The 21,403-nt window shown below is 60.3% G+C and carries 18 protein-coding genes; 15 read left to right on the forward strand and 3 right to left on the reverse strand.

Going from position 1 to position 21,403, the window contains the following annotated elements:
• Positions 1–16: 16 nt before the first annotated feature.
• The 11 genes from TU80_RS21800 (at position 17) to TU80_RS21850 (ending at position 14,087) form a co-directional block, all read left to right on the forward strand.
• Positions 17–2,830, forward strand: coding sequence for an LPS-assembly protein LptD (locus TU80_RS21800; protein WP_057005391.1), 2,814 nt, complete (start codon positions 17–19; stop codon positions 2,828–2,830).
• A complete protein-coding gene (locus TU80_RS21805) occupies positions 2,805–4,145 on the forward strand; it encodes a peptidylprolyl isomerase (protein ID WP_026140134.1) in 1,341 nt (446 codons plus the stop codon). The genes TU80_RS21800 and TU80_RS21805 overlap by 26 nt, the downstream gene beginning before the upstream one ends.
• Entirely contained in the window at positions 4,142–5,131 is a 990-nt protein-coding gene (gene pdxA / locus TU80_RS21810; RefSeq protein ID WP_017847809.1) for a 4-hydroxythreonine-4-phosphate dehydrogenase PdxA, read from the forward strand. Before TU80_RS21805 ends, pdxA begins: the two co-directional genes overlap by 4 nt.
• Positions 5,128–5,940, forward strand: a complete 813-nt coding sequence (rsmA, locus tag TU80_RS21815; protein ID WP_017847810.1) for a 16S rRNA (adenine(1518)-N(6)/adenine(1519)-N(6))-dimethyltransferase RsmA — start codon at positions 5,128–5,130, stop codon at positions 5,938–5,940. The genes pdxA and rsmA overlap by 4 nt, the downstream gene beginning before the upstream one ends.
• 107 nt (positions 5,941–6,047) lie before the next feature.
• Positions 6,048–6,428 carry a Co2+/Mg2+ efflux protein ApaG gene (gene apaG / locus TU80_RS21820; protein WP_017847811.1) on the forward strand — a complete coding sequence of 127 codons (381 nt, stop codon included), beginning with the start codon at positions 6,048–6,050 and terminating at the stop codon, positions 6,426–6,428.
• Positions 6,428–7,279: a symmetrical bis(5'-nucleosyl)-tetraphosphatase gene (locus TU80_RS21825; RefSeq protein WP_057005392.1), complete on the forward strand. Its 852-nt coding sequence runs from the start codon at positions 6,428–6,430 to the stop codon at positions 7,277–7,279. Before apaG ends, TU80_RS21825 begins: the two co-directional genes overlap by 1 nt.
• 33 nt (positions 7,280–7,312) lie before the next feature.
• Positions 7,313–7,642 carry a thiosulfate sulfurtransferase GlpE gene (glpE, locus tag TU80_RS21830; protein WP_057005393.1) on the forward strand — a complete coding sequence of 110 codons (330 nt, stop codon included), beginning with the start codon at positions 7,313–7,315 and terminating at the stop codon, positions 7,640–7,642.
• Positions 7,643–7,927: 285 nt separating this feature from the next.
• On the forward strand, positions 7,928–9,850 hold the full coding sequence (locus TU80_RS21835; protein ID WP_017847814.1) for a PrkA family serine protein kinase: 1,923 nt from the start codon (positions 7,928–7,930) through the stop codon (positions 9,848–9,850).
• Positions 9,851–9,963: 113 nt separating this feature from the next.
• Positions 9,964–11,235 carry a YeaH/YhbH family protein gene (locus TU80_RS21840; RefSeq protein WP_017847815.1) on the forward strand — a complete coding sequence of 424 codons (1,272 nt, stop codon included), beginning with the start codon at positions 9,964–9,966 and terminating at the stop codon, positions 11,233–11,235.
• Positions 11,232–12,794: a SpoVR family protein gene (locus TU80_RS21845; RefSeq protein ID WP_057005394.1), complete on the forward strand. Its 1,563-nt coding sequence runs from the start codon at positions 11,232–11,234 to the stop codon at positions 12,792–12,794. The genes TU80_RS21840 and TU80_RS21845 overlap by 4 nt, the downstream gene beginning before the upstream one ends.
• Positions 12,795–12,857: 63 nt before the next feature.
• The gene (locus tag TU80_RS21850) at positions 12,858–14,087 is read left to right on the forward strand and encodes a multifunctional CCA addition/repair protein (RefSeq protein ID WP_057005395.1); all 1,230 of its coding nucleotides are present in this window, start codon (positions 12,858–12,860) and stop codon (positions 14,085–14,087) included.
• On the opposite strand, the gene folK is transcribed toward TU80_RS21850, so the two are convergent.
• The gene (gene folK / locus TU80_RS21855) at positions 14,082–14,600 is read right to left on the reverse strand and encodes a 2-amino-4-hydroxy-6-hydroxymethyldihydropteridine diphosphokinase (RefSeq protein WP_046381854.1); all 519 of its coding nucleotides are present in this window, start codon (positions 14,598–14,600) and stop codon (positions 14,082–14,084) included. The two genes, TU80_RS21850 and folK, sit on opposite strands and share 6 nt — an antisense overlap.
• Positions 14,591–14,944 carry a dihydroneopterin aldolase gene (gene folB, locus TU80_RS21860; RefSeq protein WP_026140135.1) on the reverse strand — a complete coding sequence of 118 codons (354 nt, stop codon included), beginning with the start codon at positions 14,942–14,944 and terminating at the stop codon, positions 14,591–14,593. Before folB ends, folK begins: the two co-directional genes overlap by 10 nt.
• A gap of 72 nt (positions 14,945–15,016) precedes the next feature.
• On the opposite strand from folB, the gene plsY reads away from it, so the two are divergent.
• On the forward strand, positions 15,017–15,586 hold the full coding sequence (plsY, locus tag TU80_RS21865) for a glycerol-3-phosphate 1-O-acyltransferase PlsY (protein WP_057005396.1): 570 nt from the start codon (positions 15,017–15,019) through the stop codon (positions 15,584–15,586).
• Between the two features lie 33 nt (positions 15,587–15,619).
• Here plsY and tsaD read toward each other — a convergent pair whose 3' ends face one another.
• The gene (gene tsaD / locus TU80_RS21870; RefSeq protein WP_017847821.1) at positions 15,620–16,645 is read right to left on the reverse strand and encodes a tRNA (adenosine(37)-N6)-threonylcarbamoyltransferase complex transferase subunit TsaD; all 1,026 of its coding nucleotides are present in this window, start codon (positions 16,643–16,645) and stop codon (positions 15,620–15,622) included.
• Between the two features lie 203 nt (positions 16,646–16,848).
• Between tsaD and rpsU the strand changes: the two genes are divergently transcribed.
• The 3 genes from rpsU to rpoD all read left to right on the forward strand — a co-directional run bounded on the left by rpsU (position 16,849) and on the right by rpoD (position 21,401).
• Positions 16,849–17,064, forward strand: coding sequence for a 30S ribosomal protein S21 (gene rpsU, locus TU80_RS31935; RefSeq protein ID WP_002551877.1), 216 nt, complete (start codon positions 16,849–16,851; stop codon positions 17,062–17,064).
• A gap of 448 nt (positions 17,065–17,512) precedes the next feature.
• Entirely contained in the window at positions 17,513–19,483 is a 1,971-nt protein-coding gene (gene dnaG / locus TU80_RS21875) for a DNA primase (protein ID WP_057005397.1), read from the forward strand.
• Between the two features lie 67 nt (positions 19,484–19,550).
• Positions 19,551–21,401, forward strand: a complete 1,851-nt coding sequence (rpoD, locus tag TU80_RS21880) for an RNA polymerase sigma factor RpoD (RefSeq protein ID WP_057005398.1) — start codon at positions 19,551–19,553, stop codon at positions 21,399–21,401.
• The last annotated feature ends 2 nt before the right edge of the window (positions 21,402–21,403 follow it).

The following is a 21,403-nucleotide window of genomic DNA, read 5'->3' on the forward strand; positions in this document are numbered from 1 at the left end:
AGCCCGGACTAATAAGATGGCATTGAAATCCCCCGCGTTTCGTAGAAAATTTCCGTTGCTGGTAACCGGCAGTCTGCTGGCCATGCAACCTTTCGCCACCTCATTCGTGGTCGCCGCGGAACAGTATGACTGCTCAGTCTCTGCTTCGGGTGCCTGGGATTGCGCGCCGAAAACCGCCGCCGCCCCATTGCCACCGCGCCCGGTGCACGACGGTGCAGCCGTCAGCTCGGCCAACGGCACGGCGCAAGCCAACGCTGAAGGCGGCACCGAGGCCGAGCCGAAGACCATGCTGGTCACCGAATCCAAGGGCCGTGGCCTGCGTTCGCGCAGCGCCGACTACAGCCACTTGGACTGGGTGCCTCGCGAGAAGCTGACCGCCGCCCAACTGGCGGAAACCGGTCCTTATTGCTCCGGCGCGTACATCGAGCCGATTCGTCCTGGCATGAACGACAAGACGAACCAGAGCGATGCGCCGACCTTCATCGGCGCCAAGGCCTCGCGTTACGAGCAGGAACAGCAGGTCGCGACCCTGGCCGGTGACGTCGTCATGCGCCAGGGCAGCATGCAGCTGGAGTCTGAAGAAGCCAGCCTGTACCAGGCCGAGAACCGTGGCGAGCTGAACGGCAACGTCCGCCTGCGCGACAACGGCGCCCTGATCGTCGGCGACCACGCCCAGGTCCAGCTCGATACCGGCGCGGCACAGATCGACAACGCCGAATACGTGATGCACAAGTCACGCATCCGCGGTAACGCGCTGTACGCCAAGCGCGCCGAAAACGCGATCATCCGTCTCAAGGACGGTACGTACACCACCTGCGAGCCAGACAGCAACGCCTGGCAGCTCAAGGGCAACAACATCACGTTGAACCCGGCCACCGGTTTCGGTACGGCCACCAACGCGACGTTGCGGATCAAGAACATCCCGATCCTGTATACCCCTTACATCTATTTCCCGATCGACAACCGTCGTCAATCCGGCTTCCTGCCGCCGAGCTTCAGCACCGGCGGCGAGACTGGCTTTACGCTGGTGACGCCGTACTACTTCAACCTGGCACCGAACTACGACGCCACGTTGTACCCGCAATACATGACCAAGCGCGGCTTGTTGATGGAAGGCGAATTCCGCTACCTCACCAAATCCAGCGAAGGCCAGTTCGGCGGCGCGTACCTGAACGACGACAGCAACGAACGCAGCAAGCAGACCGATTACGAAAAAACCCGTTATATGCTCAATTGGCAGCATAAGGGCGGGCTGGATTCGCGCCTGACGACTCAGGTGGATTACACCAAGATCAGTGATCCTTACTACTTCCAGGATTTGAAGTCGTATGAAGAGGGGGTTCAGAGTCGGGATGCGCTCAACCAACAGGGCGCCTTGACCTATCGTGGCGACTCTTATCAAGCGCGCTTGAATGTCCAGGCTTATCAGTTGGCGACGATCTCTCAGATCACGCCGTATGATCGCTTGCCGCAGATTACTTTCAACGGTGCGCTGCCTTACCATCCGGGCGGGTTGAATTTTACCTACGAGACCGAAGCAGTTAGGTTTGAGCGTAGCCTGGAAAAGGGTATGTTTTCCGATGAAAATGGCCTCGTATCACGTCGTCTGGACACCTACGTCACAGGCCTGACCCGTGCAAACGGTACTCGCTTGAACGCGGCCCCCGCCGTCGAATACCCGATGAACTGGACCTACGGCTTTATTACGCCGAAGTTGAAGTACGTCTATACCAAGTACGACCTTGACCTTGACAGCCAAGGCAAAAACGACATCGTGACTGCGCAAGCAAATGCAGTTACAAACGGCACAAAATACGCCGGCGGTGTTTTCAAAAGCTCGCAAGACCGTGCAGTCCCAGTCGCCAGCGTCGACAGCGGCCTGTACTTCGACCGCAACACCAACTGGTTCGGCAAAGACTATCGCCAAACCCTCGAGCCGCGCGCGTTCTACCTTTATGTTCCGAATAAAGACCAGAGCGACATCCCGGTTTTTGACAGCGGCGAATACTCGTTCAGCTATGCCTCGCTGTTCCGTGACAACCGCTTCGTCGGTTCGGACCGGATCGGCGATGAGAATAAGCTGTCCCTGGGTGTCACCAGCCGCTGGATCGCAGAAAACGGCTTCGAACGCCAACGCGTCAGCGTCGGCCAGGCCCTGTACTTCAAGGACCGCGAAGTTCAACTACCAGGCGTCCTGGCAGCCGACCGCGCCGACGCCCAGAGCGACGTTTCGCCGATCGCGCTGGACTACGAGTTCCGCTTCAACCGCGACTGGCGCGCCACTGCCGATTACAACTGGGACACGGAAAGCCACGCCCCACGTTCCGGCAGCGCGATGTTCCACTACCAGCCGGAAGACAACCCGAACAAGATCGTCAACCTCGGTTATCGCTATCGCAACGACCAAGTGGTCTACAACCAGTTGACCGGCAAATGGCAGTTTGGTGGCGACTACGGCACGGAAGGCCAACCAAACTTCGTGAAGGATTACTACAAAATCCAACAACACGACTTCTCGATGATGTGGCCGATCATTCCTCAGTGGAACATGATTACCCGCTGGCAGTACGACTACGCTCGCAACCGTACCTTGGAAGCCTTCGGTGGTTTCGAGTACGACAACTGCTGCTGGAAACTGCGCGTCATCAACCGTTACTGGGTTTCCAACGACGAATACAGCCAGATCGCCCCGCTTAACGAAAAGGGTGACCACGGGCTCTTCTTCCAGATCGTCCTCAAAGGACTCGGCGGCCTGACCGGCGCCAAGGTAGAGAGCTTCCTCGACAAAGGCATTCAAGGTTATCGTGAACGTGAAGATCAAGCTTTCTGATTGTCTGCGCCCGCTCGTGCTGGGCGCGCTGTTCCTGGGTACCGCATCGGCGCATGCCGCGGTTCAACAGCTGGATAAGGTCGTGGCCATCGTCGATAACGACGTGATCATGCAGAGCCAACTGGACCAACGGGTCAAGGAAGTTCAGCAAACCATCGCCAAGCGTGGCGGTGGTGTGCCGCCGACCAGCGTCCTGGACCAACAGGTGCTGGAGCGCCTGATCGTCGAAAACCTGCAATTGCAGATCGGCGATCGTTCCGGCATCCGTATTTCGGACGAAGAACTGAACCAGGCTGTTGGCACGATCGCGCAACGCAACAACATGAGCATCGATCAGTTCCGCGCCGCCCTGGCCCACGACGGCCTGTCCTATGAGGACGCGCGTGACCAGATCCGCCGCGAAATGATCATCAGCCGTGTGCGTCAGCGCCGTGTGGCCGAGCGGGTTCAGGTATCCGAGCAGGAAGTGAAGAACTTCCTCGCATCGGACCTGGGCAAGATGCAGCTCTCCGAAGAACTGCACCTGGCCAACATCCTGATCCCGACCCCGGACAGCGCCAACTCTGAGCAGCTCAATGCAGCCGCCGCCAAAACCCAGGCTATCTATGATCGCCTGAAGGCCGGTGCTGACTTCGCCCAGATGGCAATCGCCCAATCCGGCAGCGACAACGCCCTGGAAGGCGGCGATATGGGCTGGCGTAAAGCCGCTCAATTGCCACCGCCGTTCGACCGTGAGCTGAGTGCCATGGAAGTGGGAGGCATTACCCAGCCAGCCCGCACCCCAGGCGGCTTCATCATCCTCAAGTTGCTGGAACGTCGCGGCGGCGAGACCTCGCTGAAAGACGAAGTCCACGTTCGTCACATCCTGGTTAAACCAAGCGAAATCCGCACCGAAGCGCAAACCAAGGAACTGGCCCAGAAGATCTATGACCGCATCGAAAGCGGCGAAGACTTTGCCACCCTGGCCAAAAGCTTCTCGGAAGACCCAGGTTCCGCCCTCAACGGTGGCGACCTCAACTGGATCGACCCGAAAGCATTGGTGCCGGAGTTCCAGGAAGTGATGGCCAAGACCCCGCAAGGCGTACTGTCCAAACCGTTCAAGACGCAATATGGCTGGCATGTACTGGAAGTCCTTGGCCGCCGCGCCACCGACAACACCAGCCAGGCCCGCGAACAGCAAGCCCTGACCGTCCTGCGCAACCGCAAGTACGATGAAGAGCTGCAAACCTGGCTGCGTCAGATCCGTGACGAAGCCTACGTAGAAAACAAACTGCCAGGCGCCGAGCAAACAGGCACCAACCAGGCAAACCAGTGAAACCCCAGCGTTTCGCGGTGACACCCGGCGAGCCGGCCGGCATTGGTCCAGACCTGTGCCTGCTGCTCGCCTCGCAGCCCCAGCCACACCCCCTGATCGCCATTACCAGCCGCGACCTGCTCCTTGAGCGGGCCGCGCAACTGGGCGTGGCCGTCAAGCTGCTGGACGTTGCGCCGGGTAACTGGCCCGACCTGCCGGCTCCTGCGGGCAGCCTGTATGTATGGGATACCCCGCTGCAGGCCAAGGTGGTCGCCGGGCAACTGGACAAGGCCAATGCGGCCTTTGTGCTGCAAACCCTGACCCGTGCAGGGCAAGGGTGTATCGACGGCGACTTCGCCGGCATGATCACCGCCCCCGTACACAAGGGTGTGATCAACGAATCCGGCATCGCCTTTTCCGGCCATACCGAATTCCTCGCCGAACTGACCCACACCCCCCAAGTCGTGATGATGCTGGCCACACATGGCCTGCGCGTCGCCCTGGTGACCACGCATTTGCCGTTGCGCGACGTGGCCGATGCCATCACCGTCGAACGCCTGGAGCGCGTCACGCGCATCCTGCATGCCGACCTGCAACAGAAATTCGGCATCGCCCAACCGCGCATCCTGGTCTGCGGGCTCAACCCCCACGCCGGTGAGGGCGGCCACCTGGGCCATGAAGAAATCGACATCATCGAACCCACCCTGGAGCGTCTGCGCCAAGACGGCATGGACCTGCGCGGCCCATTGCCCGCGGACACTCTGTTTACCCCCAAATATCTGGAGCACTGCGACGCAGTGCTGGCGATGTACCATGACCAGGGGCTGCCCGTGCTGAAATACAAAGGCTTCGGCGCCGCAGTCAACGTGACGCTGGGCCTGCCGATCATCCGCACTTCCGTCGACCATGGCACCGCCCTGGACCTGGCGGGCAGCGGCAAGATCGATACCGGCAGCCTGCGCGTGGCCCTGGAAACCGCCTATCAGATGGCCGAGACCCGTATATGACCGAGCATTACCAACACCGGGCGCGCAAGCGCTTCGGGCAAAACTTCCTGCACGACGCTGGCGTGATCGACCGCATCCTGCGCTCCATCCATGCCAAGCCCGAAGACCGTCTGCTGGAAATCGGCCCGGGCCAGGGCGCACTGACCCAAGGCCTGCTGGCCAGCGGCGCGCAACTGGATGTGGTTGAACTCGATAAAGACCTGATCCCGATCCTCAATCAGCAGTTTGGCGGCAAGTCCAACTTCATCCTGCACCAGGGCGATGCGCTGAAGTTCGACTTCACCAGCCTCAATGCCGCGCCCAACAGCCTGCGGGTGGTGGGTAACCTGCCGTACAACATCTCCACGCCGCTGATCTTCCACCTGCTGAACAACGCAGGGATCATCCGCGACATGCACTTCATGCTGCAGAAAGAAGTGGTTGAGCGCTTGGCCGCCGGCCCTGGCGGCGGCGATTGGGGCCGCCTGTCGATCATGGTTCAGTACCACTGCCGCGTCGAACACCTGTTCAATGTTGGCCCAGGCGCGTTCAACCCGCCGCCGAAGGTCGATTCGGCCATCGTGCGCCTGGTGCCTCACGCCGTGCTGCCGCACCCGGCCAAGGATCACAAACTGTTGGAGCGCGTCGTGCGCGAAGCCTTCAACCAGCGCCGCAAGACCCTGCGCAATACGCTCAAAGCGCTGTTGAGCAACGCCGAGATCGAAGCCGCTGGCGTCGACGGCAGCCTGCGCCCGGAACAACTGGACCTGGCCGCATTCGTGCGCCTGGCCGACCAGCTTGCGATCCAGCCGCCGCCCGTCGCGGACTGAAGCCCGCCCTGCACCAGGCCCGACAGCATGTCTGGCCTAGTGCCCGCCTCTTGGCCTAGACTGATCCGCATCTGCTGTCCTCCGCTTTTGCTTTTAAGGCCTCTTGCATGTCCGATCCTCGCTACCAGATCGACGTCAGCGTCGTTACCCGCTTCCTGGCGGACCAATCGCAACCTGAACACAACCGTTTCGCCTTTGCCTACACCATCACGGTGAAAAACAACGGGCTGGTGCCGGCCAAGCTGCTGTCACGCCACTGGGTGATCACCGACGGTGACGGTCAAGTGGAGGAGGTGCGGGGTGCCGGCGTGGTCGGCCAACAACCGCTGATCGATATCGGCGCCAGCCATACCTACAGCAGCGGCACGGTGATGACGTCCAAGGTCGGCACCATGCAAGGCTCGTATCAGATGAAAGCCACTGACGGCAAACTGTTCGACGCGATCATCAAGCCATTTCGCCTGGCCGTGCCCGGAGCCTTGCACTGATGGCAACCTATGCGGTCGGCGACCTGCAAGGCTGCCTGCAACCCCTCAAGTGCCTGCTCGAACGCGTGGCCTTCGACCCAGCGAACGATCGCCTGTGGCTGGTAGGCGACCTGGTCAATCGTGGCCCCGAGTCCCTGGAGACCCTGCGCTATCTATATGGCCTGCGCGATTCCCTGGTGTGCGTACTGGGCAACCACGACCTGCACCTGCTCGCGGCCGGCAGTAACATCGAGCGTCTGAAAAAGGCCGATACCCTGCGGGAAATCCTCGAGGCCCCGGATCGCGCCGACTTGCTGGACTGGCTGCGCCGGCAAAAGATCATGCACTACGACGAACAGCGCGACATGGTGCTGGTCCATGCCGGCATTCCACCGCAGTGGACACTGAAAAAGGCCCTCAAGTGCGCCGCCGAAGTCGAAAGCGCCCTGGCCGATGACAACCTGTACGTCGCCTATCTCGACGGCATGTACGGCAATGAACCGGTGAAATGGGACAACGACCTGACGGGCGTCGCCCGCCTGCGCGTGATCACCAACTATTTCACACGCATGCGCTTCTGCACCGCCGACGGCAAACTGGACCTCAAGAGCAAGGAAGGCGCCGACACCGCGCTGCCCGGCTACAAACCGTGGTTCGCCCACAAGGAACGCAAGACCCGCGACACGAAGATCATCTTCGGTCACTGGGCGGCCCTCGAAGGCAAATGCGATGAACCCGGCGTGTTCGCCCTCGACACCGGCTGCGTGTGGGGCGGCGCCATGACCCTGATGAACATCGACACCGGCGAGCGCCTGAGCTGCCAGTGCCCTTCCCCTCTTCCCGTGACCCCGTCGGTTGCCGCGAAGCGCTAGACGCCGCTTGCAGCCAAACCCAAGGAGCCCGCCATGAGCGAATTCAAACGTATCCCACCCGAACAAGCCCAGGCCCTGCGCGAACAAGGCGCGGTGGTGGTGGATATTCGTGATCCGCAGGCCTACGCCCTGAACCACATCAAAGGCGCCCGGCACCTGGACAACCACAACATCGCCGATTTCATCCGCGCCGCCGACCTCGACGCGCCGGTGATCGTGGCCTGCTATCACGGCAATTCCAGCCAGAGCGCGGCCGCCTATCTGATCAGCCAGGGCTTCTCCGACGTCTACAGTCTGGACGGCGGCTTTGAGCTGTGGCGTACGACCTATCCTGCAGAAATTGCCTCCGGCGATTCGCAATAATTTTTTTCACACCCCGCCACCCCGCGTGACGCTTGGGCTTGCGCCGTTTCTGACGAACGGCGCACCCAAACTAATTGCGTATCCCTCCTTTACCTCGCGGATTCCGAACTATCCTTAAGCGCAGGCCATCCGAATCAGGGGAGAGCCGGTACACCGGCGTGCGGGTCATCGGTAGCGTTTCAGGGTGTTCTGGGGGGAAAACGGCCATTGGCGTTCGTCAATGACTGCCAGCATCGACTGATTGATCCGGCGTCGGCTCCACGTATCGAGCGAGGTGACGACGTCATGAGTATTTTTAGCCACTTCCAACAACGCTTCGAGTCCACGCAGCAGGAAGAACTCACACTGCAAGAGTATCTCGACCTGTGCAAGCGTGACCGCAGCACCTACGCGTCTGCCGCCGAGCGTTTGTTACTGGCGATTGGCGAGCCGCAGTTGGTGGACACCTCCAACAATTCGCGTCTGTCGCGAATCTTCTCGAACAAGGTGATCCGCCGCTATCCGGCCTTTGAAGACTTCCACGGCATGGAAGAATGCATCGACCAGATCGTCTCCTACTTCCGGCACGCCGCCCAAGGCCTGGAAGAGAAGAAACAAATCCTCTACCTGCTCGGCCCGGTTGGCGGCGGTAAATCGTCCCTGGCCGAAAAGCTCAAACAACTGATCGAGAAAGTGCCCTTCTACGCCATCAAGGGTTCACCGGTCTTCGAGTCGCCCCTGGGCCTGTTCAACGCCACGGAAGATGGCGCGATCCTCGAAGAAGACTTCGGCATACCACGGCGCTACCTCAACACCATCATGTCGCCCTGGGCGACCAAGCGCCTGGCCGAGTTCGGCGGTGACATCAGCCAGTTCCGCGTGGTGAAACTCTACCCGTCGATCCTCAACCAGATCGGCGTGGCCAAGACCGAGCCGGGCGATGAGAACAACCAGGACATCTCGGCGCTGGTGGGCAAAGTCGATATCCGCAAACTGGAAGAATTCCCACAAAACGATGCCGACGCCTACAGCTACTCGGGCGCACTGTGCCGGGCCAACCAGGGCCTGATGGAATTCGTGGAGATGTTCAAGGCTCCGATCAAGGTCCTGCACCCACTGCTCACCGCCACCCAGGAAGGTAACTACAACAGTACCGAAGGCCTCGGCGCGATTCCGTTCACCGGGATCCTGCTGGCCCACTCCAACGAATCGGAATGGCACACCTTCCGCAACAATAAGAACAACGAAGCCTTCATCGACCGGATCTACATCGTCAAGGTGCCGTACTGCCTGCGGGTCAGCGATGAAATCAAGATCTACGACAAGCTGCTGTTCAACAGCTCCCTGGCCAAGGCCCATTGCGCGCCCGACACCTTGAAGATGCTCGCGCAATTCACCGTGCTGTCGCGCCTCAAGGAGCCGGAGAACTCGAATATCTATTCGAAGATGCGCGTGTACGACGGCGAAAACCTCAAGGACACCGATCCGAAGGCCAAGTCGATCCAGGAATACCGCGACACCGCCGGCGTGGATGAGGGCATGAACGGCCTGTCGACGCGCTTCGCGTTCAAGATCCTGTCCAAGGTGTTTAACTTCGACCCTCACGAGATCGCCGCCAACCCGGTCCACTTGCTCTATGTGCTGGAGCAGCAGATCGAACAGGAACAATTCCAGGCCGAAACCCGCGAACGCTACCTGCGCTTCCTCAAGGAATACCTGGCGCCGCGCTATATCGAGTTTATCGGCAAGGAAATCCAGACTGCGTACCTGGAATCCTACAGCGAATACGGCCAGAACATCTTCGACCGCTACGTGCTGTATGCCGACTTCTGGATTCAGGACCAGGAATACCGCGATCCGGAAACCGGCGAAATCCTCAACCGCGTAGCCCTCAACGAGGAACTGGAAAAGATCGAAAAACCCGCCGGCATCAGCAATCCGAAGGATTTCCGCAACGAAATCGTCAACTTCGTGCTGCGCGCCCGCGCCAACAACAACGGCAAGAACCCCACTTGGCTCAGCTACGAGAAGCTGCGGGTGGTCATCGAGAAGAAAATGTTCTCCAACACCGAGGATCTGCTGCCGGTCATCAGCTTCAACGCCAAGGCCAGCAAGGAGGATCAGCAAAAACACAACGACTTCGTTACACGGATGGTCGAGCGTGGCTACACCGACAAACAGGTACGGTTGCTCTCCGAGTGGTATCTGCGGGTGCGCAAATCGCAGTAAGGCAGCGACGGGCGTGTACTGCCGGGCCCATGGCCTGGCAGTCGACCGCTTGTCTCTAAGCTTCCAGCTCGCGGCTTGAAGCTTGTAACGTGAAGCTGCCCGGAGGGCTCCCCATGAGCTATGTGATCGACCGACGCCTCAATGGCAAGAACAAGAGCACGGTAAACCGTCAACGTTTCCTGCGGCGTTACCGTGACCACATCAAAAAGGCCGTTGAAGAGGCCGTAAGCCGCCGTTCCATCACCGACATGGAGCATGGCGAACAGATCAGCATTCCCGGACGGGACATCGACGAACCGGTGCTGCACCACGGCCGGGGTGGCAAGCAGACTGTCGTGCATCCGGGCAACAAGGAGTTCACCACCGGCGAACACATCCAGCGCCCCCAAGGCGGTGGCGGCGGCAAAGGCCCCGGCAAGGCGGGTAACTCCGGCGAAGGCATGGATGAGTTCGTGTTCCAGATCACCCAGGAAGAATTCCTCGAATTCATGTTCGAAGACCTCGAACTGCCCAACCTGGTCAAGCGCAACCTGACCGGCACCGACACGTTCAAGACCGTGCGCGCCGGGATCAGCAACGAAGGCAACCCTTCCCGGATCAACATCATCCGCACCCTGCGTTCGGCACACGCCCGGCGCATCGCCCTGTCCGGCAGCAGCCGCGCCAAATTGAAGGAGGCCAAGGAAGAGTTGGCGCGCTTGAAACGCGAAGAACCGGACAACTTCGGCGATATCCAGGAAATCGAGACAGAAATCGAGAAGCTCAGCGCGCGCATTCACCGCGTGCCGTTCCTCGACACCTTCGACTTGAAATACAACCTGTTGGTCAAACAACCCAACCCAAGCTCCAAGGCAGTGATGTTCTGCCTGATGGACGTGTCCGGCTCCATGACCCAGGCCACCAAAGACATCGCCAAGCGCTTTTTCATCCTGCTGTACCTGTTCCTCAAGCGCAACTACGACAAGATCGATGTGGTGTTCATCCGCCACCACACCAGCGCCCGGGAAGTCGATGAGGAGGAATTCTTCTATTCACGGGAAACCGGCGGCACCATCGTCTCCAGCGCGTTGAAACTGATGCAGGAAATCATGGCCGAGCGCTACCCGGCCAACGACTGGAACATCTATGCGGCGCAGGCCTCCGACGGCGACAACTGGAATGACGATTCGCCGATCTGCCGCGACATCTTGATCAACCAGATCATGCCATTCGTGCAGTACTACACTTATGTCGAGATCACCCCCCGTGAGCACCAGGCGCTGTGGTTCGAATACGAGCGCATCGGCGAAGCCTTCGCCGATACGTTCGCCCAACAGCAATTGGTCTCGGCCGGCGATATCTATCCGGTCTTCCGTGAACTCTTCCAGCGCAGGTTAGTGACATGACCGCCAAAGAGCATAAACGCCAACCCATTTCCACGGGGTCTGAGTGGACCTTTGAACTGATCCAGGCCTACGACCGGGAAATCAGCCGCATCGCGGCCGGTTATGCCCTGGACACCTATCCCAACCAGATCGAAGTGATCACCGCCGAACAGATGATGGATGCCTACGCTTCGGTAGGCATGCCCCTGGGTTACCACCATTGGTCCTACGGCAAACACTTCCTCAGCACCGAAAAGTCCTACAGCCGCGGCCAGATGGGTCTGGCCTACGAAATCGTGATCAACTCCGACCCTTGCATCGCCTACCTGATGGAAGAAAACACCATCTGCATGCAGGCGCTGGTGGTGGCTCATGCCTGCTACGGGCATAACAGTTTCTTCAAGGGCAACTACCTGTTTCGCACCTGGACCGACGCCAGCTCGATCATCGATTATCTGGTGTTCGCCAAGCAGTACATCATGCAGTGCGAGGAGCGCCACGGCATCGATGCGGTGGAAGACTTGCTCGACTCCTGCCATGCCCTGATGAACTACGGCGTCGATCGCTACAAACGCCCGTATCCGATTTCCGCCGAAGAAGAACGCCTGCGCCAGAAGGAGCGCGAGGAACACCTGCAGAAGCAGATCAACGACCTGTGGCGCACCATTCCCAAACGCGCCGATAAAAACAGCGACAAGGACAATGCGCGCTTCCCCGCCGAACCTCAGGAAAACATCCTGTATTTCCTGGAAAAGCACGCGCCCCTGCTGGAGCCGTGGCAACGGGAAATCGTGCGTATCGTGCGCAAGATCGCCCAGTACTTTTACCCACAGCGCCAGACCCAGGTGATGAACGAAGGCTGGGCGACGTTCTGGCACTACACCCTGATAAACGACCTGTACGACGAAGGCCTGGTCACTGACGGCTTCATGATGGAGTTCCTCACTTCCCACACCAGCGTGGTGTACCAACCCGGTTTCGACAGCCCGTATTACAGCGGCATCAACCCGTATGCGCTGGGCTTTGCCATGTACCGCGACATCCGGCGCATGTGCGAAAACCCCACTGAGGAAGACCGCCACTGGTTCCCGGAAATCGCCGGCACCGACTGGCTTTCCACCATCAAGTTCGCCATGAGCAGCTTCAAGGACGAGAGCTTCATCCTGCAATACCTGTCGCCCAAGGTGATTCGCGACCTCAAGCTGTTCAGCATCCTCGATGACGACCTCAAGGACGACCTGGTGGTGCCGGCCATCCACGACGAGCCCGGCTACCGCACCATTCGCGAAACCCTGGCGGCGCAGTACAACCTGGGCAACCGCGAGCCCAACGTGCAGATCTACAGCATCGACGTGCGCGGCGACCGCTCGCTGACCCTGCGTCACCAGCAGCACGACCGCAAACCCCTGGGCGAGTCCACCGAGGAAGTGCTCAAGCACCTGCATCGGCTGTGGGGGTTCGACATCCACCTGGAAACCCTGCAGGGCGATCAGGTGATGAAAACCCACCACGTCCCCCCACGCAGCGATCACAACGATAACGACTACGGCCGCCTGGACCTGGCCGTCGTTCATCTCTGAAACGGCAAAGCCGCCATTGGCCGGGCACAGGCGTTATCCTGTGCGGCTAATGGAGGCTTTTTCATGAAAATCTACAAAGTCGGCGGCGCGGTGCGTGACCGCCTTCTGGGCATCAAGGTCACCGATATCGACCGTGTCGTCGTCGGCGCAACGGCCGAGGAAATGCTCGCCAAGGGCTATAAACCGGTGGGCGCGGACTTCCCGGTATTCCTCGACCCGAAAAACGGCGACGAGTACGCCCTCGCCCGTACCGAGCGCAAGAGTGGCCGGGGCTATGGCGGCTTTGTGTTTCACGCCAGCCCCGACGTCACGCTGGAAGAAGACCTGATCCGCCGCGACCTGACCATCAACGCCATGGCAGAGGACGACGACGGCAGGCTGACCGACCCCTATCACGGCCAGCGCGACCTTGAAGCCCGCATTTTACGCCACGTTTCCCCGGCGTTCGCCGAAGATCCCCTGCGCGTATTGCGGGTTGCGCGCTTTGCTGCGCGCTACGCCCACCTGGGTTTTACAGTGGCGCCGCAAACCCTGGACCTGATGCGTCAACTCAGCGAATCCGGTGAACTCGAAGCCCTGACACCGGAGCGCAGTTGGAAGGAAATTTCCCGTGCCCTGATGGAAGATCAGCCCCAGGTGTTCATCCAGGTACTGCGCGATTGCGCCGCACTGAACACCTTGATGCCGGAAGTCGACGCCCTGTTCGGCGTGCCGCAGCCCGCAGCCCATCACCCCGAGATCGACAGCGGCGTTCACACCTTGAGCGTGCTCGAACAGGCCGCTTTGCATCACCAGCCGCTGACAGTGCGCTGGGCCTGCCTGCTGCATGACGTCGGCAAAGGCCTGACACCTGTGGATAAGTTGCCACAGCATATTGCCCATGAGCAGCGCGGCCTGAAGCTGATCAAGGCGGTCAATGAACGCTTCAAGGCGCCGAGGGACTGCCAGGAACTGGCGCTGCTGGTGGGCCAATACCACACCCATGGCCATCGCGCCCTGGAGCTTAAAGCCTCGACATTGCTGGAGTTGCTGCAGAGTTTTGACGTTTACCGGCGGCCGCAGCGCTTTGAAGAGTTCGTGGTCGCCTGCGAAATGGACGCCCGCGGCCGCAAGGGCTTGGAACAACGCAGTTATCCACAGGCGGATTATTTACGCGGCGCCGCAAAGGCCGCGCGCGAGGTCGCGGTGGCGCCGTTGCTGGAGAAGGGTTTCAAGGGCCCCGAACTGGGCGAGGCCCTGAAGCGCGAACGGCTCAAGACCTTGAAAGCCTACAAGGAACAGCACGCCCTATAGCAGCGCGCTCGGCGTCAGTTGCTGGCCCCGCCATTCGAATCCGACGGGCGCCAGCACCTGATCGATCTGTGCATCCCGCCACAGCTCAGCCAGCGTCTTGCCCACTTCAGGATGTACACGATCCGGCGCCATCATCGACAACGGCCACAGCACGAAGGCGTTTTTCAGGATTTCTGCACGCGGCAGGATCAGGCCATCGAAGTTGCCCACCAGATCGCCATACAGCAGCACGTCGATATCCAGCGGCAGGCCCTTGCGATCCGGCGCGTAACGGCCATTGTCGGCCTCGATGGATTTCAGCCGGCGATCCAGCTCCATCAACGACAGGTCGGTATAGGCCGACACCACCAGATTGAAGAACAGCCCGCTCTTGATGCCCACCGGCTGGCTCTCGAACACCGCCGAGCAGCGCATGTCGATCAAGAAGCCCGCGAGTGCATCCAGGCCCGCGCACAGATGGGGCTCGCGCTCGATATTGCTGCCAAGACCAAGGTAAACCTGAGTTAGCGACATCCGCGCTCGATCTCCACGCCCACGCCCTTGGCGGCCGGCACGGCCCCCGGCTTGGTCAACTTGAGGTGCAGCCAGGGAATCTGGAACTCGCTCATCAGCACTTCGGCCAGACGCTCGGCAAAGGTTTCCACCAACTGGTACTGCGACTGCTCGGCAAAGGCCTGGATACGCGCGGACACACTGGCGTAATCCAGTGCCAGGGTGAGGTCGTCACCCGCAGCGGCCGGGCGGTTGTCCCAGGCGAAACTCAGGTCCAGGCGCAAGCATTGCTTGATGCCGCGCTCCCAGTCGTAGGCCCCGATCACGGTGTCGACTTCCAGGCCTTCGATAAACACTCTGTCCAAGCTCTTCTCCGCAGCACGACAAGGGCGCGATGCCCCGTTAGAATCAGGGCGTCCTCGCCCGGAATAGTTAGCATGTTTTGGTCACTGGCGATTTTCGCCTACCTGCTCGGCTCGCTGTCCTTCGCCATTTTGCTCAGCCGCCTGACGGGAAATCCCGACCCGCGAATGGGTGGCTCAGGCAATGCCGGCGCCACCAACATGCTGCGCCTGGCCGGCAAGAAGCTCGCCGTGCTGACGCTGCTGGGCGACGTGTGCAAGGGCCTGTTGCCCGTACTGATCGCCAGCCTTGCCGGCCTTAACCTGCAACAGCAAGCCTGGATTGGCGTGTGCGCCGTCCTCGGCCATCTGTTTCCGTTGTACTTCCGTTTTCGCGGCGGCAAGGGTGTCGCCACGGCGGCCGGCATGCTGCTGGGGATCTACCCTCCGGCGGCGCTGCTGGCCATGCTCGCTTGGCTGCTGACCTTCTACCTGACCCGCACCAGCTCGCTGGCCGCGCTGATCGCCACGCCGCTCACCCTGCCGTTGCTGGCCTGGCAGGAACCGGCGGCGCTGTTGCCGATGAGTGTGCTGACCCTGCTGATCGTCTGGCGCCATCGCGGCAATTTACGCGACCTGTTTGCCGGGCGCGAACGGCATTTTTAAATCCGGCCGATGAATTCCGCTCACCTTGAGCGCCTACAACGGTGACAACTGCTCCATCGGCCAGCGTGCCTGCACGCTGATCGCCAGGCTTTCGTGCTGCCCGGCCTGCAGGCGCTGGCAACCGGCATAAGCGATCATCGCGCCGTTGTCGGTGCAGAATTCAGGGCGCGCATAGAACACATCGCCCTTCATGTCGCCGAGCATTTTTTCCAGGGATGCGCGCAAGGCCTTGTTGGCGCTGACGCCGCCTGCGATCACCAGGCGCTGCATGCCCGCCTGTTTCAGGGCGCGCTTGCACTTGATGGTCAAAGTCTCCACCACCGCCTGCTGGAACGCCAGCGCGATGTCGCAACGGGCTTGCTCACTGTCGTCCCCGGCGCTGACGCTGTGCTGCCAGGTATTCAGGGCAGAGGTCTTCAAACCGCTGAAGCTGAACATCAGCCCCGGGCGATCACACATCGGACGCGGGAAGGTATAGCGACCGGCGACGCCTTTTTCGGCCAGGCGCGCGATTTCCGGACCGCCGGGATAATTGAGGCCCATCATCTTCGCGGTCTTGTCGAACGCCTCACCGGCGGCATCGTCCAGCGACTCGCCCAATAGCGTGTATTGACCGATCCCATCGACCTGAACCAGCTGCGTATGGCCACCCGAAACCAACAAAGCGACGAACGGGAACTGCGGCGGTGTTTTTTCCAGCATCGGCGCCAGCAAATGGCCTTCCATATGGTGTACGCCGAGGGCGGGAATGTCCCAGGCAAATGCCAGCGCCTGGGCGCAAGAAGCCCCAACCAGCAGGGCTCCGACCAATCCGGGGCCGGCGGTGTAGGCGATCGCATCGATCTCGGTCGGCACACAGCCGGCCTCGTCCAGCACCTGCCGAATCAACGGCAGCATGCGTTTGACGTGATCACGGCTGGCAAGCTCCGGCACCACGCCGCCATAGGCGCGATGCAAGTCGATCTGACTGAACAGCGCATCGGCCAAAAGCCCGCGTTCACTGTCGTAAAGTGCGACACCGGTTTCGTCGCAGGAGGTTTCAAGTCCCAGTACTAGCATGGGTTTGCGCCTTGTAGAGGCTGAATTCGAAGGCGCGCATAATAGTCGCCACTCCCCCTCCCGACTAGCGGTTTTCGATCAGAGGCTTTGCATTCCTGGCAATGAGGGGTTAACATCCGCAACCCTTAAAAACCGACGACCTCAGCCGCGAATTTTTTGCGACGAGAACGTTGATTCCCGGTAATGAAAGAAGGTAGCTCTGGATGCCAGCCGTCAAAGTAAAAGAGAACGAACCCTTCGACGTAGCTCTGCGTCGTTTCAAGCGCTCCTGCGAAAAAGCCGGTGTTCTGGCTGAAGTTCGTAGCCGCGAATTTTACGAGAAGCCAACTTCTGAGCGTAAGCGTAAAGCAGCAGCCGCTGTTAAGCGTCACGCCAAGAAAGTTCAGCGCGAGCAGCGCCGCGCCGTTCGTCTGTACTAATACACAGACGTTCGTAGCAAGCTTCTGCCAAGCCCGGCCCTAAGCCGGGCTGTTGGCATTTGCGGATATCGCTTGATGCTTCACCGTCGACGCCGCCCATGCGACCGAGACACTGCTTCACACGTCAGGACTGGCTCTTCTGCCAGCGGTGCGCGTCTCTTCTGACGAGTCTAACAAGGCTACTGACGAGCACACTTATTTCTTCAAGCAGACGATCGACTGTGTCGGCTGTGCCCATCGATGCGCTTCCGAGGCCCGCCATTGGCCAAGACCGGACGCCGGGGCAACATTTCTTCGCCGAACAGACTGAGTAGAAATTAACGTCAGTGGATGTTCGGCAGATACACTTCCTGACAGCCCAAGCAGACGATTGATGGTCGAGCCATACGATACGTGCGCTTGAGCACTTCACGGGCCCTCATTTCCACGCAGTGATGACGAGAACGCCATGGCCGGGCTGATTCCCCAGAGCTTTATTGACGACCTTCTGAACCGCACCGACATCGTCGATGTGGTCAGCTCGCGCCTGCAAATGAAGAAGGCGGGCAAGAACTACACCGCCTGCTGCCCGTTCCACAAGGAAAAGACCCCGTCGTTCAGCGTCAGCCCCGACAAGCAGTTCTACTACTGCTTCGGCTGCGGCGCGGGCGGCAACGCCCTCGGCTTTATCATGGACCACGACAACCTGGACTTCCCCCAGGCCGTCGAGGAACTGGCCAAAGCCGCCGGCATGGAAATCCCTCGCGAAGAAAGCGGCCGCCCGCACAAACCGCGGCAACCCACCGATTCGCCGCTGTACCCGCTGCTGACCGCCGCCGCCGACTTTTATCGCCAGGCGCTCAAGAGCCATCCGCAGCGCAAGGCCGCCGTCGACTACCTCAAGGGGCGCGGCCTCACCGGCGAAATCGCCCGCGACTTCGGCCTGGGCTTCGCCCCGCCGGGCTGGGACAACCTGTACAAACACCTGAGCAGCGACACCCTCCAGCAAAAAGCCATGATCGACGCCGGCCTGCTGGTGGAAAACGCCGAGACCGGCAAGCGCTACGACCGCTTCCGCGACCGCGTGATGTTCCCGATCCGCGACAGCCGTGGCCGGATCATCGCCTTCGGTGGCCGGGTGCTCGGGGACGACAAGCCCAAGTACCTCAACTCGCCGGAAACCGCAGTGTTTCACAAGGGCCAGGAACTCTATGGCCTGTTCGAAGCGCGCAAGAACAACCGCAACCTCGACGAAATCATCGTGGTTGAAGGCTATATGGACGTGATCGCCCTCGCCCAGCAAGGCCTGCGCAATGCCGTGGCGACCCTGGGCACCGCCACCAGCGAAGAACACTTGAAGCGCCTGTTCCGCGTAGTACCCAGCGTGCTGTTCTGCTTCGACGGCGACCAGGCCGGCCGCAACGCTGCCTGGCGCGCCCTCGAAGCCACGCTGCCGTGCCTGCAGGACGGGCGCCGCGCACGCTTCTTGTTCCTGCCCGAAGGCGAAGACCCGGACACCCTGGTCCGCTCCGAAGGCACCGACGCCTTCCGCGCGCGCATCAACCAGCATGCGCAGCCGCTGGCGGACTATTTCTTCCAGCAACTGACCGAAGAAGCCGACCCGCGCTCCCTCGAAGGCAAGGCGCACATGGCCACCCTCGCGGCGCCGCTGATCGACAAAGTGCCGGGCGCGAACCTGCGCACCCTGATGCGTCACCGCCTGCTGGAAATCACCGGACTGAGCGGCGAAGCGGTCAGCCAGCTGGTCCACAGCGCACCGCAAGATGCGCCGCCGGCCTACGACCCAGGCATGGATTACGACGCCATGCCGGACTATTCCGACTTCCACCAACCGCAGGAGGCCTACACGCCCCAGCAGGAGTGGACACCGAAAAAGCCCGGCGCCGGCGGCAAGAAATGGGACAAGAAGCCCTGGAACAAAAACGGCAAGCGTGGTGACCGCGACGAGGCCTACGCCCCGCGCACCCCGGTGGCCGTAGAGGCGCCGACGCTGATTGCCCTGCGCACGCTCATCCACCATCCGCAATTGGCGGGCAAGGTCGAGAGTGCCGAGCACTTTGCCAACGAGAGCAATACCTATGCCCAGGTACTGATCGCGCTGATCGAGGCGGTGCAGAAAAATCCTAAGCTAAACTCCATTCAGCTGATGGCTCGCTGGCATGGCACCGAACAAGGGCGGTTGTTGAAAGCACTCGCGGAAAAGGAGTGGCTAATTGACGGCGATAACCTTGAACAACAGTTTTTAGACACCATTACTAGGTTATCCGCGGGTCAGCACACGCAGACCCTCGATGAACTCATCAAGAGAGCGAGGCAGCCGGGATTATCGGCTGAAGAGCAAATTCAGATAGCAAAACAGATGCGTGACCTCTTAAAACAGAATGTTTCCGCATCAAACCCGACCTCAGCTGGCGCGTGAGGTCATAGCTCGGGTATAATCCTCGGCTTGTTTTTTGCCCGCCAAGACCTTCAGTGGATAGGGTGTTATGTCCGGAAAAGCGCAACAGCAGTCTCGTATCAAAGAGTTGATCACCCTGGGTCGTGAGCAGAAGTATCTGACTTACGCAGAGGTCAACGATCACCTGCCTGAGGATATTTCAGATCCAGAGCAGGTGGAAGACATCATCCGCATGATCAACGACATGGGGATCCCCGTACACGAGAGTGCTCCGGATGCGGACGCCCTTATGTTGGCCGACGCCGATACCGACGAGGCAGCCGCTGAAGAAGCCGCTGCCGCGTTGGCCGCGGTGGAGACCGACATCGGTCGCACGACTGACCCTGTACGCATGTATATGCGTGAAATGGGTACCGTCGAGTTGCTGACACGCGAAGGCGAAATCGAAATCGCCAAGCGTATTGAAGAGGGTATCCGTGAAGTGATGGGCGCAATTGCGCACTTCCCTGGCACGGTTGACCACATTCTCTCCGAGTACACTCGCGTCACCACCGAAGGTGGCCGCCTGTCCGACGTCCTGAGCGGTTATATCGACCCGGACGACGGCATTGCGCCACCTGCTGCCGAAGTGCCGCCGCCTGTCGACCCGAAAGCCGTGAAAGCGGACGACGATGCCGAAGACGACGATGCCGAAGCCAGCACCGACGACGACGATGAAGTCGAAAGCGGTCCAGACCCGATCATCGCTGCCCAGCGTTTCGGTGCGGTTTCCGATCAAATGGAAATCACCCGCAAGGCCCTGAAAAAGCACGGTCGCTCCAACAAGCTGGCAATTGCCGAGCTGGTGGCGCTGGCTGAGCTGTTCATGCCGATCAAGCTGGTGCCGAAGCAATTCGAAGGCCTGGTCGAGCGTGTTCGTAGCGCCCTTGAGCGTCTGCGCGCACAAGAGCGGGCGATCATGCAGCTCTGTGTGCGTGATGCGCGCATGCCGCGTACCGACTTCCTGCGCCAGTTCCCGGGCAACGAAGTTGACGAAAGCTGGACCGACGCTCTGGCCAAGGGCAAGGCGAAATACGCCGAAGCCATTGGTCGCCTGCAGCCCGATATCATTCGTTGCCAGCAGAAGCTGACCGCACTTCAGACCGAAACCGGTCTGACGATTGCCGAGATCAAGGACATCAACCGTCGCATGTCGATCGGTGAGGCCAAGGCCCGCCGCGCGAAGAAAGAGATGGTTGAAGCGAACTTGCGTCTGGTGATCTCCATTGCCAAGAAGTACACCAACCGTGGCCTGCAATTCCTCGATCTGATCCAGGAAGGCAACATCGGCTTGATGAAGGCGGTGGACAAGTTCGAATACCGTCGCGGCTACAAGTTCTCGACTTATGCCACCTGGTGGATCCGTCAGGCGATCACTCGCTCGATCGCCGACCAGGCCCGCACCATCCGTATTCCGGTGCACATGATCGAGACGATCAACAAGCTCAACCGTATTTCCCGGCAGATGTTGCAGGAAATGGGTCGCGAACCGACCCCGGAAGAGCTGGGCGAACGCATGGAAATGCCTGAGGATAAAATCCGCAAGGTATTGAAGATCGCTAAAGAGCCGATCTCCATGGAAACCCCGATCGGTGATGACGAAGACTCCCATCTGGGCGACTTCATCGAAGACTCGACCATGCAGTCGCCAATCGATGTAGCCACCGTTGAGAGCCTTAAAGAAGCGACCCGCGACGTACTGTCCGGCCTCACTGCCCGTGAAGCCAAGGTACTGCGCATGCGTTTCGGCATCGACATGAATACCGACCACACCCTTGAGGAAGTCGGTAAACAGTTTGACGTGACCCGCGAGCGGATTCGTCAGATCGAAGCCAAGGCGCTGCGCAAGTTGCGTCACCCGACGCGAAGCGAGCATCTGCGCTCCTTCCTCGACGAGTGATC

Source organism: Pseudomonas veronii, from assembly GCF_001439695.1.
Lineage (GTDB): Bacteria > Pseudomonadota > Gammaproteobacteria > Pseudomonadales > Pseudomonadaceae > Aquipseudomonas > Aquipseudomonas veronii.

Bases quoted from the DNA above. Each gene is read 5' to 3' on its own strand.
- TU80_RS21800 (WP_057005391.1), top strand. From the start codon at position 17: ATGGCATTGAAATCCCCCGCGTTTCGTAGAAAATTTCCGTTGCTGGTA.
- rsmA (WP_017847810.1), top strand. From the start codon at position 5,128: ATGACCGAGCATTACCAACACCGGGCGCGCAAGCGCTTCGGGCAAAAC.
- apaG (WP_017847811.1), top strand. From the start codon at position 6,048: ATGTCCGATCCTCGCTACCAGATCGACGTCAGCGTCGTTACCCGCTTC.
- TU80_RS21825 (WP_057005392.1), top strand. From the start codon at position 6,428: ATGGCAACCTATGCGGTCGGCGACCTGCAAGGCTGCCTGCAACCCCTC.
- glpE (WP_057005393.1), top strand. From the start codon at position 7,313: ATGAGCGAATTCAAACGTATCCCACCCGAACAAGCCCAGGCCCTGCGC.
- TU80_RS21835 (WP_017847814.1), top strand. From the start codon at position 7,928: ATGAGTATTTTTAGCCACTTCCAACAACGCTTCGAGTCCACGCAGCAG.
- TU80_RS21840 (WP_017847815.1), top strand. From the start codon at position 9,964: ATGAGCTATGTGATCGACCGACGCCTCAATGGCAAGAACAAGAGCACG.
- TU80_RS21845 (WP_057005394.1), top strand. From the start codon at position 11,232: ATGACCGCCAAAGAGCATAAACGCCAACCCATTTCCACGGGGTCTGAG.
- TU80_RS21850 (WP_057005395.1), top strand. From the start codon at position 12,858: ATGAAAATCTACAAAGTCGGCGGCGCGGTGCGTGACCGCCTTCTGGGC.
- folK (WP_046381854.1), bottom strand. From the start codon at position 14,600: ATGTCGCTAACTCAGGTTTACCTTGGTCTTGGCAGCAATATCGAGCGC.
- plsY (WP_057005396.1), top strand. From the start codon at position 15,017: ATGTTTTGGTCACTGGCGATTTTCGCCTACCTGCTCGGCTCGCTGTCC.
- tsaD (WP_017847821.1), bottom strand. From the start codon at position 16,645: ATGCTAGTACTGGGACTTGAAACCTCCTGCGACGAAACCGGTGTCGCA.
- rpsU (WP_002551877.1), top strand. From the start codon at position 16,849: ATGCCAGCCGTCAAAGTAAAAGAGAACGAACCCTTCGACGTAGCTCTG.
- dnaG (WP_057005397.1), top strand. From the start codon at position 17,513: ATGGCCGGGCTGATTCCCCAGAGCTTTATTGACGACCTTCTGAACCGC.
- rpoD (WP_057005398.1), top strand. From the start codon at position 19,551: ATGTCCGGAAAAGCGCAACAGCAGTCTCGTATCAAAGAGTTGATCACC.